Source organism: Mesorhizobium sp. KR1-2, assembly GCF_040045035.1.
In the GTDB taxonomy this organism is placed as follows: Bacteria; Pseudomonadota; Alphaproteobacteria; order Rhizobiales; family Rhizobiaceae; genus Pseudaminobacter.
This window is the reverse complement of sequence record NZ_JBDZDS010000001.1, coordinates 132,635-147,430: the sequence shown is the minus strand read 5'-3', so window position 1 is coordinate 147,430 and position 14,796 is coordinate 132,635. Positions and strand designations below refer to the sequence as shown.

Below are 14,796 nucleotides of genomic sequence, written 5' to 3'. Positions count from 1 at the left end.
CTCCCCCCATGCATCATGGGCCGGCAAGGCCGGCCCTGCAAATCAGAACGCCTCGGCTGGCAGCGCCATCATCGTGTCCGCACCGCTCGACAACCGGGCGAGATGCGCCGCCGTCTCGGGCATGGCCCGCTCCATGAAGTAGCGGCCGGTGACCAGCTTGTGCTCGTAGAAGGCGGCGTTATCGCCGGCGCCGTTGGCAAGCTTGCCGTGGGCGGTCTTGACCATGCGGACCCACATGTAGCCGAGCGCGACGAGGCCGAAGAGATGCAGGTAGTCGGTGGACGCGGCACCCGCATTGTCGGGCTTGGCCATGCCGTTCTGCATCAGCCACATGGTTGCGGCCTGCAGGTCGTTGAGGCCCTTCTTCAGCGCCTTGGTGTAGAGCGCCATCTTCTCGTCGGCGCGGTTTTCCTCGCAGAAATCGCCGACTTCCTTGAAGAAGGCCTGCAGCGCCCGGCCGCCATTCAGCGCCAGCTTGCGGCCGACAAGATCGAGCGCCTGGATGCCGTTGGCGCCCTCGTAGATCATGGCGATACGGGCATCGCGCACGAACTGGCTCATGCCGTGTTCTTCGATATAGCCGTGGCCGCCGAACACCTGCTGCGCCATCACAGCATGCTCAAATCCCTTGTCGGTGAGCACGCCCTTCACGACCGGCGTCATCAGGCCCATGTGGTCTTCCGCTTCCTGGCGCTCCGCCTCGCCTTCGCCGCGATGGGAGATGTCGGCCTTGAGCGCGGTCCACAGCACCAGCGCGCGGCCGGCCTCGTTGAAGGCTTTCATCGTCATCAGGTTGCGGCGGATGTCGGGGTGGACGATGATCGGGTCGGCCTTCTTGTCCGGCGCCTTGGGGCCAGACAGCGAGCGGCCCTGCAGGCGCTCCTTGGCATATTCGACCGCGCCCTGATAGGCCGCTTCCGACACGGCCAAGCCCTGCAGGCCGACGCCGAGGCGCGCCTCGTTCATCATGGTGAACATGGCCTTCAGGCCACCATTCTCGACGCCGAGCAGATAGCCGGTGGCCTCGTCATAGTTCATGACGCAGGTGGAATTGCCGTGGATGCCCATCTTCTCCTCGATGGAGCCGCAGGACACGGCGTTGCGCTCGGTCGGCTCGCCATCGCCGTCGAGCAGGAATTTTGGAACGATGAAGAGCGAGATACCCTTCACGCCTTCCGGAGCGCCCTCGATGCGGGCCAGCACCAGATGGACGATGTTGTCGGCCATGTCGTGCTCGCCGGCGGAGATGAAGATCTTCTGGCCGGAAATCTTGTAGCTGCCGTCGCCGTTCGGCGCGGCCTTGGTGCGAAGCAGGCCGAGGTCGGTGCCGCAATGCGGCTCGGTGAGGTTCATGGTCCCGGTCCAGCCGCCCTCGACCAACTTCGGCAGCCAGGTGCCCTTCTGCTCGTCGGTGCCATGGGCGAGGACTGCGGCGATGGCGCCCTGGGTCAAGCCCGGATACATCATCAGCGCCATGTTGGCCGAGACCATGTATTCGGCCACTGCCGAGTGCACCGAGTAAGGCAGGCCCTGGCCGCCATATTCGGCCGGGACCGCAAGCCCGAGCCAGCCGCCCTCGCGATATTGGTCGAAGGCTTCCCTGAAACCGTTGGGCGTAGTGACCGAGCCATCGGCGTGGCGCACGCAGCCTTCCATGTCGCCGACGCGATTGGTGGGTTGGAGCACGTTTTCGGCCAGCTTGGCGCCCTCGGCGAGGATGGCTTCCAGCACATCAGGCGTGGCGTCGGAAAATCCGGGCAGATTGCTGTAGCGCTCGTAGCCGAGCACCTCGTTCAGCACGAAAAGCGTATCCGCGACCGGCGCCCTGTATGACGGCATCACTCAACCTCCACCACAAACATGCGGCTTCGGCACGCCATCTGTGAAGCGTCGAACCCGCTTTCCTGAACGGCATAGCAATAATTGACGTTTGCGTAAACGTCAACTTATCCGAACGGCGGAGATTTTTGCGTGCGACGATGTGGTCTTCGTGCGTCGCGGTCGCACAACAAAAAGGCCGCGCGGTGCCCGTCGGGGCATCGCGCGGCCTGATGACAGGGCCGTACTACGGTGCCGGCTTAGCCGTTGGCCGCGACCGGCATCGGGCGTTGCTCGTCGAGCTTGGTGCGCACGACCTTCATGACGTCGTTCAGTTCGCCGATGGCCTCATCGATGGCCTGGCGCTGCTTGTTGAGGCGCGCGAGCTGCTTCTCCGACTTGTCGAGCGTCAGGCGCAGCTGCTTGACGTTCGAGCCGGCTGGCTCGTAGAGGTCCAGCATCTGCTTGACGTCGCGCAGCGAGAACCCGATCTTGCGGCCCAGCAGGATCAGCTTGAGGCGCGTCTCTTCGCGGTGGGTATAGAGGCGCGTGTTGCCGTCGCGCTGCGGGCTGAGCAGCCCCTTGTCTTCATAGAAACGCAGCGTGCGCAGGGTCACACCGTATTTCTTGGCCATTTCGCCGATGCGGGCGAGCTCGTCCCCCATCTCATCGGTAATACCTGCGGTAGTGGCCTCCGTATTGTCGGCCTTGATAAGTTTCATCGTCATCTGCTTTCCCCGTTGGGAGTGCGGCATGATACTGGCCACACCAAATGGAAGCTGCGGGGGTGAGGCTGTCTGCCTGTGCTTCCAGTCCTGGTTACAACAACAAATCTCGTCAGCGGCGCATTCGCACCACTTACGTTTACGTAAATGCTATACCTACACGACCTCGGTCTTGCAAGCGTTGCGTGGTTGAAACTGTTTTACGGCTTTTTAACGGAATCCCGGCCCCTGCAAGAGTTCGGTTAACGAGTTGTTTACCACGTTGGGCGAAAGGTGCGCCTGTCGGGTCTACCGTGGAGTTTCGTATCGATTTGTTCACGGCCTTCAGGGAGGCGGGGGCAAGCCTAGGAAGAAGTTTCCAGCGTAGAGGCGCTCGCATCCGTCCCGGCAGCGAATTTCCCACTGGCCAGCGCCAGCAACCGCCGAACGGACGTTTCGATGAACAGCAAGCGCTCCTATCTCGATTCCCTAAACGCCGGCAGGCCGCGTAGGTCCTACACCACGCTGGAGGAACTGAACCGCTCGCTCGACGATCTGCAGCAAAGGCTGGCGCGCCCGGCGACGCCGGAGTTGCGCGAGCAGCCCTACCAGACAATCGCCCGCGATCTCGACCGCGTCCGCACCCAGGAAGACGGCGTGGCCGCCTTCGGCAAGATCGCAGCCGAACTGAACGCGCTGCGCGAGGACCTGCGCCAGCAGGTCGCCACCAACATGCGCCGCGAGTTCGAAACCATGCGCCGCGACATCGAGCGCGTCGGCCAGTCCGACGCCACGCGCGACGAGCACGAACTCGCCCTCGAATTCGAGCGTCTGTCGGGCGCCATCCATGCGCTGTCCGAGCGCGCCGACGACAAGAGCCTCAACCTGCTGCGGCTGGAACTGGAGCAGGTCAAAGGCGCACTCGATACGCTCGCCCGCGAGGAGACCGTGCGCTCGATCGACCGGCGCTGGGACGACTTCGACCGCCGCTGGACGGACTTCGAAGGCCGCGTGGCTTCGGCACAGACGCAGGACGACCCGGCCATCTCCGCGCTCACCACGCGGCTCGAGCAGATCAGCAGCGCCGTCGACAACCTGCCGGAATCGCTGTCGCTGCGCTCGCTGGAGGAAAAGGTGCGCATGCTGGCCGGTGCGGTCGACCACTTCGCCCGCCAGAAAGAGGTTGGCGGGACGGAGACCTTCGGCCAGATCGAAGAGCGCCTCGACGAGATTTCACGGGCGATCGTGGCCTCGACGGCCGCCGCCAAGCTGCCCAATTTCGACCCCGAGCCGTTCGAGCGGATCGAGGCCCGGATTTCCTCGCTCGCCCGCCAGATCGAGGACGTGGCGAACGACCAGCCGGGCCGCGAGGTGATCGAGCGGCTGAACCTGCTTTCCCAGCGCGTCGACGAGATCACCACCCAGGTGCACCTGCCGGAAGCCGCTGTCGAACGGCTCGGCCAGCAGATCGCCACCATTGCCGACAAGATCGACCACGCACCGGTCAGCCATGACGCCGACTACATCTTCCAGGGCATCGAACAGCGCTTCGACCTGTTCTCCAGCATGATCGAGCGCCGCCAGGGCGACGTGCTGGAACAGGGCAACATGCTGTTCCGCGACCTGGAGCGCCGCCTCGACGAGGTCGCCGCTCGGCTCGACCAGCGCAGCGTTGCACAGGACTTCAACGGCGCCGGCATCATGGATGCCATCGATGCCCGCTTCTCGGCGCTTGCGGAGCGGTTCGGCGCCGACGAGGACGTGGTTCGCGGCCTTGAGACGCGTCTCGACGACATCTCGCGCCGCCTCGACAGTTCGGCGCAGCAGTTTGCCGGCATCGATCCGGAGCTCATCCGCAATCTGGAGGCGCAGGTCGCCGGACTTTCCGAGCACCTCGCCCGCCCGGCCAGCCCGCTGCCGGAATTCGAGGACATCGCGCCGCGCCTGGACGAAATCGAACGCTCAATCGCCAGCAATCACGAGAGCCTGCTGGAAGCCGCGCGCCAGGCCGCCGAAAGCGCCGTGCACTCGATGACCGGATCGTCCAGCCAGACCGAGGCCGTCGCCGGCCTCGCTGACGATCTCCGGGCGCTGGAGGCGCTGACGCGTCGTTCCGACGAGCGCAACACCAAGACCTTCGAGGCGATCCACGACACGCTGCTCAAGATCGTCGACCGGCTGGGTTCGCTGGAACATGGCGAGCACTTCGACGCACCTGCGGCGGAGCCAGCGCCCGAGGCCGCGCCGCTGCCCAAGATCGCGCTCCAGGACACGCCCTCGCTCGATCTCGACGCCTCCCTGTCACTGATCGACTCGCTCGAGGACGACGCCGGGCCCGCGAAGTCCGAACGCGACGGCGGCGTGCGCACGCCCGCAGAGGCCGCTGCCGCCGCGGCCGTGGCCGCGCTCGGCTCCGACACCATCGCGGAAAGCGAAACCGCCGACGCGCCGCGCTCGATGTTCGGCGGCCTGAGCCGCATGTTCGGCGGTCGCAAGCGCCAGTCCGCGGAGAGCCCGGCAAAGCCGGCCGTCGCCGTTGCCGACGTGGCACCCAGCGTCGACCTCGATGAACCGCTGGATCCGAAGTTCGCCAACCGTCCGCTGGAGCCGGGGTCCGGCGCGCCCGACCTCAACGCGATCATGCGCCGCGTGCGCGACGAGCGCGGCCAGCAGGTCAAGCCGGCCGAGTCCGATGCCGCTAAGGCCGATTTCATCGCGGCCGCCCGCCGCGCCGCACAGGCCGCGGCCGCCGAGGCCGAGGCGCTGAAGCGCAGCACCGACCTCAAGGGCCCGGTGCGGGCGGTGCGCTTCGGCGAACTGCTGAAAGCAAAGCGCAAGCCGGTGCTGATGGCAGCCGCCGCGATCATGACGGCGCTGGCCGGCCTGCATCTCGGCAAGGCGCTGATGGCCGACGCTGCCGTCGTGGCCCAGAGCGCTCCCACCCCTGGCGACGGGCAGCCGGAGCAGGCCGCCGACATGGAAGTCGAGGAGACCGCACCCGCCATGGATAGCGTGGCCGACCTTGCACCGGAGCCCGCGGCCACCGACACCGACGAGGCGCAGGCAGCCAAGCTTGCCACTCGCGCTTCCGCCCCTGCACCGGAGGTCGTAGTTCCAGCCGCTCCCGCAATGACGGCCGAGCCAGCCCCGGCGTCGACGGCCGCAGAACCCCAGGCGGCCGCCCAGCCTGAAACGGACGTGGTGCCCATGGCCTACGCACCGACGACAACATCCGCCGCCGCCGTGGCCGCGCAGGCCGCAGTGTCCGGCATCAGCGTGCCGGTGGAAGCCGGCCCCGTGGCCCTGCGCGAGGCTGCCGAGGCCGGCGACGCCAAGGCGCTGTTCGAGGTCGGCTCGCGCTATGCTGAAGGGCACGGCGTCGTCACCGACATGGCGACAGCGGCGAAATGGTATGAGAAGTCGGCTGAACTCGGCTTTGCCCCCGCACAGTACCGCATCGGCAATATCTACGAGAAGGGCCTCGGCGTCGAACGCGACATTGCCAAGGCCAAGATGTGGTACCAGCTCTCGGCGTCGCAGGGCAACGCCAGCGCCATGCACAATCTGGCCGTTCTGTTCGCCATGGGCGCGGACGGGCAGCCGGACAACGACTCGGCCGTTCGCTGGTTCAGCCAGGCCGCCGAGCTGGGCGTGAAGGACAGCCAGTTCAACCTCGGCATCCTCGCCGCCAAGGGCGTGGGCATGGCCCAGAGCCTGGAGGAATCGTACAAGTGGTTCGCCCTCGTCGCCCAGACCGGCGACAAGGACGCCGCCTCCAAGCGCGACGAAATCGCCAAGGCGCTGCGCCCCGAGCAGCTCGAGCGCGCCCGCGCGGCGGCCGACCTCTGGAAGCCCAAGCCGCTCGACACGGCGGCCAACGCCTTCGAGGCGCCCGAAGCCTGGCAGGTGGACCAGATCCAGACCGCCAACCTGGATATGACGCAGGCGATCCGCAACATCCAGACCATGCTCAACAGGAACGGCTACGATGCCGGCGGCGCGGACGGGATGATGGGTCAGAAGACCAAGAACGCCATCGCCGCCTTCCAGAAGGACAATGGCATGCAGCCGACCGGCCAAGTCGACGAGAAGATGGTGCGGGCGCTGCTGGCGCAGAGATAACGCCTGGCGCATCCGACAGACAAAAGGGTCCCACGGCCGAAAACGGTTGCGGGACCCTTCTGATTTTGGTTCTCCCGCTTTCGCCCCCCGGTCGGCATGAACTTCCATTGGGCTACCGGTGGAAATGACGGCCCGGCGATGCGAGAATGCCATGGGCCAAGGCATGACCGGACAGGCGCGCGATGCAGGGTGGGTTCAAGGTCTTTCGCTGTCACAGCGCCGGCGTGCAGGCCGTGGCGGCTTCCTCGCGGCATGTCTTCCCACGCCATTGGCACGAGCAGTTCGGTGTCGGCGTCATCCGGCGGGGCGCGCAAAGGTCGCTCAGCGGGCGCGGCACGGTGGAGGCCACCGCCGGCGACATCATCACCGTCAACCCCGGAGAAGTGCATGACGGCGCACCGATCGGCGATGCCGGCCGCTCGTGGCACATGCTCTATTTCGATCCCGCGATGGTCCTGGCAGTCGCTGCGGAGATGGACCTGCCAAGGGAAGCAGAGTTCCACCGGCCGGCCATGACGGACCCGATGGCCGCCAGCCTGTTCGATCGGCTCTATCTGGCCATGACCGCCCCACGGCACTGCGAAATGGAGCGGGAGGAAATGCTGCTGGGCCTGATGGCGCGCCTCGTCGGCAAGCGGGCCGATCCATCCCGGGCGTACGTTCCCGCCGCCATTCGCCTCGCGCGCGAGCTGATCGACGATGCGCCGGCCGCGACGCTGACCCTTGCCGATCTCGCCCAAGCGAGCGGGCTGGGGCGCTTCCAGCTTCTGCGCGGCTTCGCGAAGGCCACGGGCTTCACGCCGCACGCCTATATCGTGCAGCGCCGCATCGACCTTGCCCGCTGGCTGATCGCCGGCGGCGCAAGCCTAGCCGATGCAGCCGTGGAAAGCGGCTTTGCCGATCAGGCCCACATGACCCGCACCTTCACCCGCAGATACGGCGTCTCCCCCGGCGCCTATGCGGCCGCAGCGACCTGATCAGGCCTGCTGCAATCGCGTTCAAGACATGCCCATGCTGCCCGGCGTCCAATGCCGGATCGTCAGTTGCCTCCCGGAGGAGAATTCCATGGGCATCGAATTCCTCATCACTTCGCTCATCATCGTCGCGTCGCCAGGCACCGGTGTGCTCTACACCCTGGCGACCGGCCTCTCGCATGGAGGGCGCGCAAGCGTGGCGGCGGCGTTCGGCTGCACAGTCGGCATCGTGCCGCACATGGCAGCCGCCATCTTCGGGTTGGCCGCGCTGCTGCACACGAGCGCGCTCGCCTTCGAAATCTTCAAATATGCCGGCGTGGCCTATCTGCTCTACATGGCCTGGAACGCGCTCCGCGAAAAAGGGGCGTTGCACGTCACCGAAGACGTGCGACCCGGCTCCGCGCTGCGGGTGTCGGTCACCGCCGTGCTCATCAACATCCTGAACCCGAAACTGTCGATCTTCTTCCTGGCCTTCCTGCCACAGTTCATCAGCCTGGACGATCCGCATCCCGTCCGGCGAATGCTCCTGCTCAGCGCCGTCTTTATGGCCATGACCTTCGTCGTGTTCGTCGGCTACGGGCTGTTTGCGGCATCCGTCCGCGACCGGATCGTTTCGCGCCCGCAGGTGATGAACTGGATGCGCCGCAGCTTCGCCGCCGCCTTCGTGCTGTTAGGTGTACGGCTGGCGTTGGCCGATCGCTGAGCGCTTTTTTCGATGAATGCCCTGAAAGCGACCCGGACCGGCGGGCGTTGTTAACCTGTTGACATGCTTTTTATTTTAGACTGGGCAGGAAGTTCGATTTTGCCGCAATGTCGGCACAACAGCATGCAATCACCCAAGGCTTGGGGGCGGTCCTTCGCCGGCGGGCACATAGCGTAGAGTTTGACGGGTGGGAATCTATCTCCCGATCGCGGAATTATCAGCCAACATCCTCGTGCTGCTCGCCATGGGTGCCGCGGTCGGATTCCTTTCGGGCATGTTCGGCGTCGGCGGCGGCTTCCTCATCACGCCCCTCCTGATCTTCTACAACATCCCCCCGGCCATCGCCGTGGCCACCGGCGCCAACCAGGTCATCGCCTCGTCCTTCTCGGGCGCGCTGGCGCATTTCAAGCGCGGCACGCTGGACTTCAAGCTCGGCACCATGCTGCTGATTGGCGGCGTGGTCGGCTCGACGCTCGGCATCTATGTGTTCTCGGTGCTGCGTTCGATCGGCCAGCTCGACCTGTTCATCTCGCTGCTCTACGTGGTGCTGCTCGGCTCGGTCGGCGGCATGATGATGGTCGAAAGCCTGAACGCGCTGCGCCAGTCGAAGGGCGGCGCCGCGCCCGCGCTGAAGAAATCCGGCCAGCACAACTGGATCCATCGCCTGCCGCTGAAGATGCGCTTCCGCGCTTCAAAGCTGTTCGTCAGCATCATCCCGGTGCTGGGGCTGGGCGCCGGCATCGGCTTCCTGTCGTCGATCATGGGCGTGGGCGGCGGCTTCATCATGGTGCCGGCGCTGATCTACCTGCTCAAGGTGCCGACCAACGTCGTCATCGGCACGTCGCTGTTCCAGATCATCTTCGTGTCGGCCTACACGACCATCGTGCACGCCACCACCAACCAGACGGTCGACATCGTGCTGGCCTTCGTGCTGATGGTGGGCGGCGTGGCGGGCGCGCAGTATGGCGCCAAGGCCGGGCAGAGGCTGCGCGGTGAGCAGTTGCGCGCGCTGCTGGCGCTCCTGGTTCTGGCGGTGGCACTCAGGCTTGCCTTCGACCTGTTCGTGCGGCCGGCCAACTTGTTCTCGCTGAGTGGGCTCGACGGAGGCCACCTATGAGGCTGGCGGCGGCGCTGGCCGCCCTCGCCTTTGTCTGGGCGTCGATCACCCCGGCGCTCGCCCAGGAACTGCCGCAGGAAACGATCCAGATCGGCCTGTCGACCGACCGCATCGCCATCACCGCCGACTTCGCCGGCGCCGACCTGACCATTTTCGGGGCAATCGAAAATTCCGACGGGCTGCTCGCCCGCCAGGGTCGCTACGATGTCATCGTGGTGCTGGAAGGCCCGTCGCGCCCGGTGGTGGTGCGGCGCAAGGCCCGCGTGCTCGGCATGTGGATCAACGTCGATTCCGAGACCTTCGACAACGTGCCGTCGTCCTACTCGGTCGCCACCACGCGCCCGTGGCAGGACATGGCCGACCCCGAAAAATACAGGCAGCTCTCGCTCGGCGCCAACAACCTGCATATCGCGCCGGTCGACGCCAAGGGGGCTCCGGCCACGATCGAGGAATTCACCGCCGCGCTGCGCGACCTGAAGACGAAGACCGGCCTCTACAGCGAGCGCATCGGCGGCGTGCAGTTCCTGTCGGCCAACCTGTTTCGCGCCCGGCTGTCGCTGGCGCCCAACGTGCCGGTGGGCACGCACCGGGCGCGTGCCTTCCTGTTCCGCAACGGCGTCTTCATCAAGGAGACCTCGGCGCAGCTGGCGATCTACAAGTCCGGCTTCGAGCAGACCATCTACCGCTTCGCCAGTAACCACAGCCTGTGGTTCGGCATCTTCGCCGTGGTGCTGGCCATGATCACCGGCTGGCTCGGGCGCATCATCTTCAGGAAGGACTGAGGGACCGCGGTACGACTGCCGTCCGCCCGCACTTCGGATCAGCCCGGATGCAGCATCGCGCCGGCAATGGAAAAGATGCGGTGGGAGCCGAGCATATAGGCGCGGAATTTCTCCCAATCGAACAGGCCGTGATAGGCTCGGTCGAGCACGTTGAGCGAGCCGGTATAGGCGCCGAAGGCGGGCATGACGATGCGGCTGCCGTCGCTGGCGAAGCAGCGCCGGCGCACCGAGCGGCCGCGCTGGACGATGCGCGCGCAAGGATGCAGGTGGCCGGCGATCTCGCCCTCGACCAGCGTGGCCGACGGCTCGTGCCGGAAGCTCAGGCCCCCGACATGGATCTCCGCCACCGTGTCACCCGACAGGCCGGCCGGCGCCTGCGGATCGTGGTTGCCGGCAACCCAGAACCAGTCGCGGCCGACCATCAGCGCTTCCAGCGCGTGGCGAAATATCTCGGGCAGCCGCGCAGCACCTTCGCCGTCATGGAAACTGTCGCCGAGACTGATCACGCGCCGGGGCCGGTAGTGTTCGATGACGGCGGCGAGATGCTGGAGCGTTGTGGCCGTGTCGTAGGGCGGCAGCAGCGCGCCGCGCCGAGCATAGGACGAACCCTTTTCCAGATGCAGGTCCGAGACGACAAGCAGTTCGAGCTCGGGTGCGAACAGCACGCCGCGCCGGTCGCAGACCACGCGCTCGCCGGCGATGATGATCGCCTCGTCGCGCGGTTGGCGTGCCCTGTGCGCCAGACTGCTCATTGCGGCCCCATGGCCTCCTCGATGATGCCCTCGGCTTCCAGCAGAAGCGTGTCGTCGGCGTCGCCGCGCACCGATTCCTTGCCGATTTCCAGCATGATCGGCACCGCCAGCGGAGAAATGTACTCCAACGGTTTATGCACGATTCGACCGCGTATGCGCGAGAGCATCTCGCCAAGCCTCCTGACATCCAGCAGCCCCATGGCGGCATCCGCGCGCGTAGCCTGCAGCAAGATGTGGTCGGGCTCGTGGCTGCGAAGCACGTCATAAATGAGGTCGGCCGAGACATTCACTTGCCGGCCGCTCTTTTCCTGGCCGGGATGACGCTTCTCGATCAGCCCCGAAATCAGCGCGCAGTTGCGGAAGGTGCGCTTCAGCATCCAGCTGTCGGCCAGCCAGGCATCGAGATCGTCGCCCAGCATGTCCTCGTCGAACAACTGGCCGAGCGGCAGCTCGCCGTGCCTGAACATGCCGCCCATGTCGCCGAGCGACCAGATCGCCAGCGCGTAGTCGGTGGCGACGAAGCCGAGCGGCCGCGCGCCGGCGCGCTCCAGCCGCCGTGTGAGCAGCATACCGAGCGTCTGGTGCGCGGGGCGGCCCTCGAACGGGTAGGCGACCATGTAATGGCGGCCACCGCGCGGAAAGGTCTCGATCAGCAGGTCGGAGCGTTTGGGGAGGATGGATTTTTCCGATTGCAGCCGCAGCCAGTCGGAGACCTGATCGGGCAACTGCTTCCAGCGATCGGGATCGGCCAGCATGGCGCGCACGACCTCTGCCAGATAGGTGGAAAGCGGGAACTTGCCGCCGCCATAGTACGGCACCTTGGCGTCCTTGCCCGGGGCATTGGAGACGAAGCATTCGTTTTCGCGGATGCCTTCGAAGCGCAGCACCTTGCCGGAAAACAGGAAGGTGTCACCCGGCACCAGCGTTTCCAGAAACGCCTCCTCGATCTTGCCGAGCGCCGGCCCGCCGCGCGCGGCCAAGCCCCTGCCCTCGCGCACATAGCGCACGGTGAGCGCCGGCACCTCGATGATGGTGCCGACATTGAGCCTGTATTGCTGGGCGACGCGCGGATGGCTGATGCGCCAGGCGCCGTCCTTGGTCAGCTTGATGCGGGCATAGCGCTCATAGCTTTTTAGCGCGTAGCCGCCGGTGGCGACGAAATCGACCACCCGGTCGAAGGTGTGTCGATCGAGTGCCGCATAAGGTGCTGCCGTGCGCACCTCCTCGAAAAGATCGTCGGCGCGGAAGGGCGCGCCGCAGGCAACGCCCAGCACATGCTGGCACAGCACGTCGAGCGCGCCTTCGACCAGCGGCGGCGTGTCCTGCGCGCCGAGATAGTTGGCCTCCAGCGCCGCCCGGCATTCCAGCACCTCGAAGCGGTTGGCAGGAATGAGGAGCGCCTGGCTGGGCTCGTCCATGCGGTGGTTGGAGCGGCCGATGCGCTGGGCGAGCCGGCTTGCGCCCTTCGGCGCGCCGACATGGACGACGAGATCGACATCGCCCCAGTCAATGCCGAGATCGAGCGTGGAAGTGGCGACGATGGCGCGCAAGCTGTTGGTCTCCATCGCCTTTTCCACGCGGCGGCGCTGGCTGACATCGAGCGAGCCGTGATGGAGCGCGATCGGCAGCGTGTCCTCGTTGGCGCGCCACAGCTCCTGGAACAGGAATTCAGCCTGACTGCGCGTATTGACGAAAAGCAGCGTGGTCTTGTGGCGCCGGACGGCGTCGTAGATTTCGGGGATGGCGTAGCGCGCCGAATGGCCGGCCCAGGGCACGCGCTCTTCCGAGTCCAGAATGCTGATTTCCGGCTTGGCACCGCCGGAGACTTCGATCAGGTCGGCCATGTCGCCGGGCGGATTTTGCCCGACCAGCCAGCGGCGCAATTCGTCGGGATCCGAGACCGTGGCGGAAAGACCGATCGCCTGAAGATCGGGCACGAAGCGACGCAGCCGCGCCAACCCAAGCGACAGCAGATGGCCGCGCTTGGAGGTGACCAGCGAATGCAGCTCGTCGAGCACGATGTAGCGCAAATCCTCGAAGAAGCGCGGCGCATCCGGCGACGCGATCAGCAGCGCAAGCTGCTCCGGCGTCGTCATCAATATGTCGGGCGGCACCAGCTTCTGGCGCTGGCGCTTATGGGCCGGCGTGTCCCCGGTGCGCGTCTCCAGGGTGATCGGCAGGCCGATCTCGGCCACCGGCATGCCGAGGTTGCGCTGGATGTCGACAGCGAGCGCCTTGAGCGGCGAAATGTAGAGCGTGTGGATGCCGCGCCGCGCCTGGCCGGGGCGGCGCTTCGGCCGGTTGGCCAGATCGACCAGCGTGGGCAGGAAGCCGGCAAGCGTCTTGCCGGCACCCGTCGGCGCGATCAGCAGCACCGACTTTCCAGCTTGCGCTCGAGCCAGCAGATCGAGCTGATGCGCGCGCGGCGACCAGCCGCGGCTCGCGAACCATTTCAGGAACGGTTCGGGCAGGATGGCGGATGGTTCGCTCGGCTCTGGTCGGCTCTGGTCGTTCACGCGTCAGAACTAGCGCGGCGCGAACCGGCCGCCAAGCGATTTCGCGAACAAAACGGGATCATCAGCCGAGACGGACAGACAGATGGCGCGGCATTGGCTAATTCTATTCATGACACACAGCGAGGTTGCCAGTTGAAGACCACCGACGAGATATCTGAACAGGAGCGGATTGCGGCGCTCGAAGCGCGCGTTGCCACATTGGAGAAGCTGGTCGAGGAGCTTCAGCAGACCATCGCGCAGATGCAGGCCGGCACCACGACGAAGCCGGCTGAAAAGCCGTTGCGCTCGCGCGGAATGATGGACCGTCCGCGGACAGGCCGATAAGCGTATCTGGGATAAAACTCAGCGCGCTGAAGGATCGTTGCGCGCGATAACGATCAGGCCTTCGATGGGGAGGCCGCGATCCTGCCTGATCATGTGGGGTTCGAGTGAAAGTAGGGTGAGGGCATTCTTGTTCAGGACGCTACGCACATAGGTTTCGGAGTGTGCGTAGCGCCGCGAGGGCTGGAGGATGAGATCCCCCTTCCCCCGCCAATGTTCCACCGAGAAGGCGAACACCCCTCCTTCCCGCAGCATCGAGCTGCCCGTGGCGATGACTTTTTCAAGCTCGCCGACATACATGAAGACATCCGCCGCGGCGACCAGATCGACCGGCTCGCCCTCATAGGCGAGCGCCTGCAGGTCGGCCTTGACCAGCCTGTCGTAGACGGCCTTGTCGCGGGCGACGCGCAGCATGCCGGCGGAGATGTCATAGCCTTCGAGATGGTCGCAGACGGGGCGCAGCCTCTCGCCCATCAGGCCGGTGCCGCAACCGAGATCGACGGCGCCTGCGAAGCGCCCGGGATGCGCGGCGCGCAAAGCCGCGTCGAGCAGGGCCGGCACACTGTAGGCGAGCCGGTTGACGAGCGAGTCGTCGAATTTGGGCGCGTACTGGTCAAACAGCACCTCGACAAAGGCGCTGGACGGCGCGCCGCCCGGGCCTGCCTCGCCGATCAGCTCCAGCTTCAGCCCGGCGCCGAACGGGTCCCGCGGTTCGAGCTCCAGCGCGCGGCGCCAGGCCTTTGCGGCCGCGGCCGTGTCGCCCACGGCCTCATGCATCTCGCCAAGCCGGAACCAGCCCAGCGCCCAATCTGGCGCGAACTCCAGCGCGCCGAGCATCAGCTCGGCGGCGGCGGCGGGCTCGCCCGAACCGAACAGCATTTCTGCGTAGTCGGCGCGGCGATCCGCCAGAATGTCACCTGACGAGGTTTGCAGCGGCTTCAAGCAGCGTAGACCTTTTAAGATGGGGTTCCGGGCGCGGACACGCCC

The 14,796-nt window shown here is 66.1% G+C and carries 11 protein-coding genes; 6 read left to right on the top strand and 5 right to left on the bottom strand.

What is annotated here, in order from left to right; translation table 11 throughout:
* Positions 1-42 precede the first annotated feature (42 nt).
* Together ABLE85_RS00765 and ABLE85_RS00760 are read right to left on the bottom strand one after the other, a co-directional pair.
* Positions 43-1,839 (bottom strand): acyl-CoA dehydrogenase C-terminal domain-containing protein, encoded by a 1,797-nt coding sequence (locus tag ABLE85_RS00765; RefSeq protein ID WP_348790784.1) that lies wholly within the window; start codon positions 1,837-1,839, stop codon positions 43-45.
* Between the two features lie 239 nt (positions 1,840-2,078).
* Positions 2,079-2,540 (bottom strand): MerR family DNA-binding transcriptional regulator, encoded by a 462-nt coding sequence (locus ABLE85_RS00760; protein ID WP_348791420.1) that lies wholly within the window; start codon positions 2,538-2,540, stop codon positions 2,079-2,081.
* Positions 2,541-2,981: 441 nt separating this feature from the next.
* Here ABLE85_RS00760 and ABLE85_RS00755 point away from each other — a divergent pair, with 441 nt between their 5' ends.
* The 5 genes from ABLE85_RS00755 to ABLE85_RS00735 all read left to right on the top strand — a co-directional run bounded on the left by ABLE85_RS00755 (position 2,982) and on the right by ABLE85_RS00735 (position 10,220).
* Positions 2,982-6,644 carry a peptidoglycan-binding protein gene (locus ABLE85_RS00755; protein WP_348790783.1) on the top strand — a complete coding sequence of 1,221 codons (3,663 nt, stop codon included), beginning with the start codon at positions 2,982-2,984 and terminating at the stop codon, positions 6,642-6,644.
* Positions 6,645-6,826: 182 nt separating this feature from the next.
* Positions 6,827-7,621 carry an AraC family transcriptional regulator gene (locus tag ABLE85_RS00750; protein ID WP_348790782.1) on the top strand — a complete coding sequence of 265 codons (795 nt, stop codon included), beginning with the start codon at positions 6,827-6,829 and terminating at the stop codon, positions 7,619-7,621.
* An 88-nt stretch (positions 7,622-7,709) separates the two neighbouring features.
* Positions 7,710-8,321, top strand: a complete 612-nt coding sequence (locus ABLE85_RS00745) for a LysE family translocator (protein ID WP_348790781.1) — start codon at positions 7,710-7,712, stop codon at positions 8,319-8,321.
* Between the two features lie 187 nt (positions 8,322-8,508).
* Positions 8,509-9,438: a sulfite exporter TauE/SafE family protein gene (locus tag ABLE85_RS00740; RefSeq protein ID WP_348790780.1), complete on the top strand. Its 930-nt coding sequence runs from the start codon at positions 8,509-8,511 to the stop codon at positions 9,436-9,438.
* Positions 9,435-10,220, top strand: coding sequence for a TIGR02186 family protein (locus ABLE85_RS00735; RefSeq protein WP_348790779.1), 786 nt, complete (start codon positions 9,435-9,437; stop codon positions 10,218-10,220). Before ABLE85_RS00740 ends, ABLE85_RS00735 begins: the two co-directional genes overlap by 4 nt.
* Positions 10,221-10,258: 38 nt before the next feature.
* On the opposite strand, the gene pdeM is transcribed toward ABLE85_RS00735, so the two are convergent.
* Positions 10,259-10,972, bottom strand: a complete 714-nt coding sequence (gene pdeM, locus ABLE85_RS00730; RefSeq protein ID WP_348790778.1) for a ligase-associated DNA damage response endonuclease PdeM — start codon at positions 10,970-10,972, stop codon at positions 10,259-10,261.
* The gene (locus ABLE85_RS00725; RefSeq protein ID WP_348790777.1) at positions 10,969-13,488 is read right to left on the bottom strand and encodes a ligase-associated DNA damage response DEXH box helicase; all 2,520 of its coding nucleotides are present in this window, start codon (positions 13,486-13,488) and stop codon (positions 10,969-10,971) included. The genes pdeM and ABLE85_RS00725 overlap by 4 nt, the downstream gene beginning before the upstream one ends.
* 132 nt (positions 13,489-13,620) lie before the next feature.
* Here ABLE85_RS00725 and ABLE85_RS00720 point away from each other — a divergent pair, with 132 nt between their 5' ends.
* Positions 13,621-13,812 carry a hypothetical protein gene (locus ABLE85_RS00720; RefSeq protein ID WP_348790776.1) on the top strand — a complete coding sequence of 64 codons (192 nt, stop codon included), beginning with the start codon at positions 13,621-13,623 and terminating at the stop codon, positions 13,810-13,812.
* An 18-nt stretch (positions 13,813-13,830) separates the two neighbouring features.
* Here the strand turns inward: ABLE85_RS00720 and ABLE85_RS00715 are convergent, their stop codons facing one another.
* Complete coding sequence (locus ABLE85_RS00715; RefSeq protein WP_348790775.1) at positions 13,831-14,751, bottom strand: methyltransferase domain-containing protein; 921 nt, start codon at positions 14,749-14,751, stop codon at positions 13,831-13,833.
* Between the last annotated feature and the right edge of the window lie 45 nt (positions 14,752-14,796).

Bases quoted from the DNA above. Each gene is read 5' to 3' on its own strand.
- ABLE85_RS00760 (WP_348791420.1), bottom strand. From the start codon at position 2,540: ATGAAACTTATCAAGGCCGACAATACGGAGGCCACTACCGCAGGTATT.
- ABLE85_RS00735 (WP_348790779.1), top strand. From the start codon at position 9,435: ATGAGGCTGGCGGCGGCGCTGGCCGCCCTCGCCTTTGTCTGGGCGTCG.
- ABLE85_RS00745 (WP_348790781.1), top strand. From the start codon at position 7,710: ATGGGCATCGAATTCCTCATCACTTCGCTCATCATCGTCGCGTCGCCA.
- ABLE85_RS00750 (WP_348790782.1), top strand. From the start codon at position 6,827: ATGCAGGGTGGGTTCAAGGTCTTTCGCTGTCACAGCGCCGGCGTGCAG.
- pdeM (WP_348790778.1), bottom strand. From the start codon at position 10,972: ATGAGCAGTCTGGCGCACAGGGCACGCCAACCGCGCGACGAGGCGATC.
- ABLE85_RS00765 (WP_348790784.1), bottom strand. From the start codon at position 1,839: ATGCCGTCATACAGGGCGCCGGTCGCGGATACGCTTTTCGTGCTGAAC.
- ABLE85_RS00755 (WP_348790783.1), top strand. From the start codon at position 2,982: ATGAACAGCAAGCGCTCCTATCTCGATTCCCTAAACGCCGGCAGGCCG.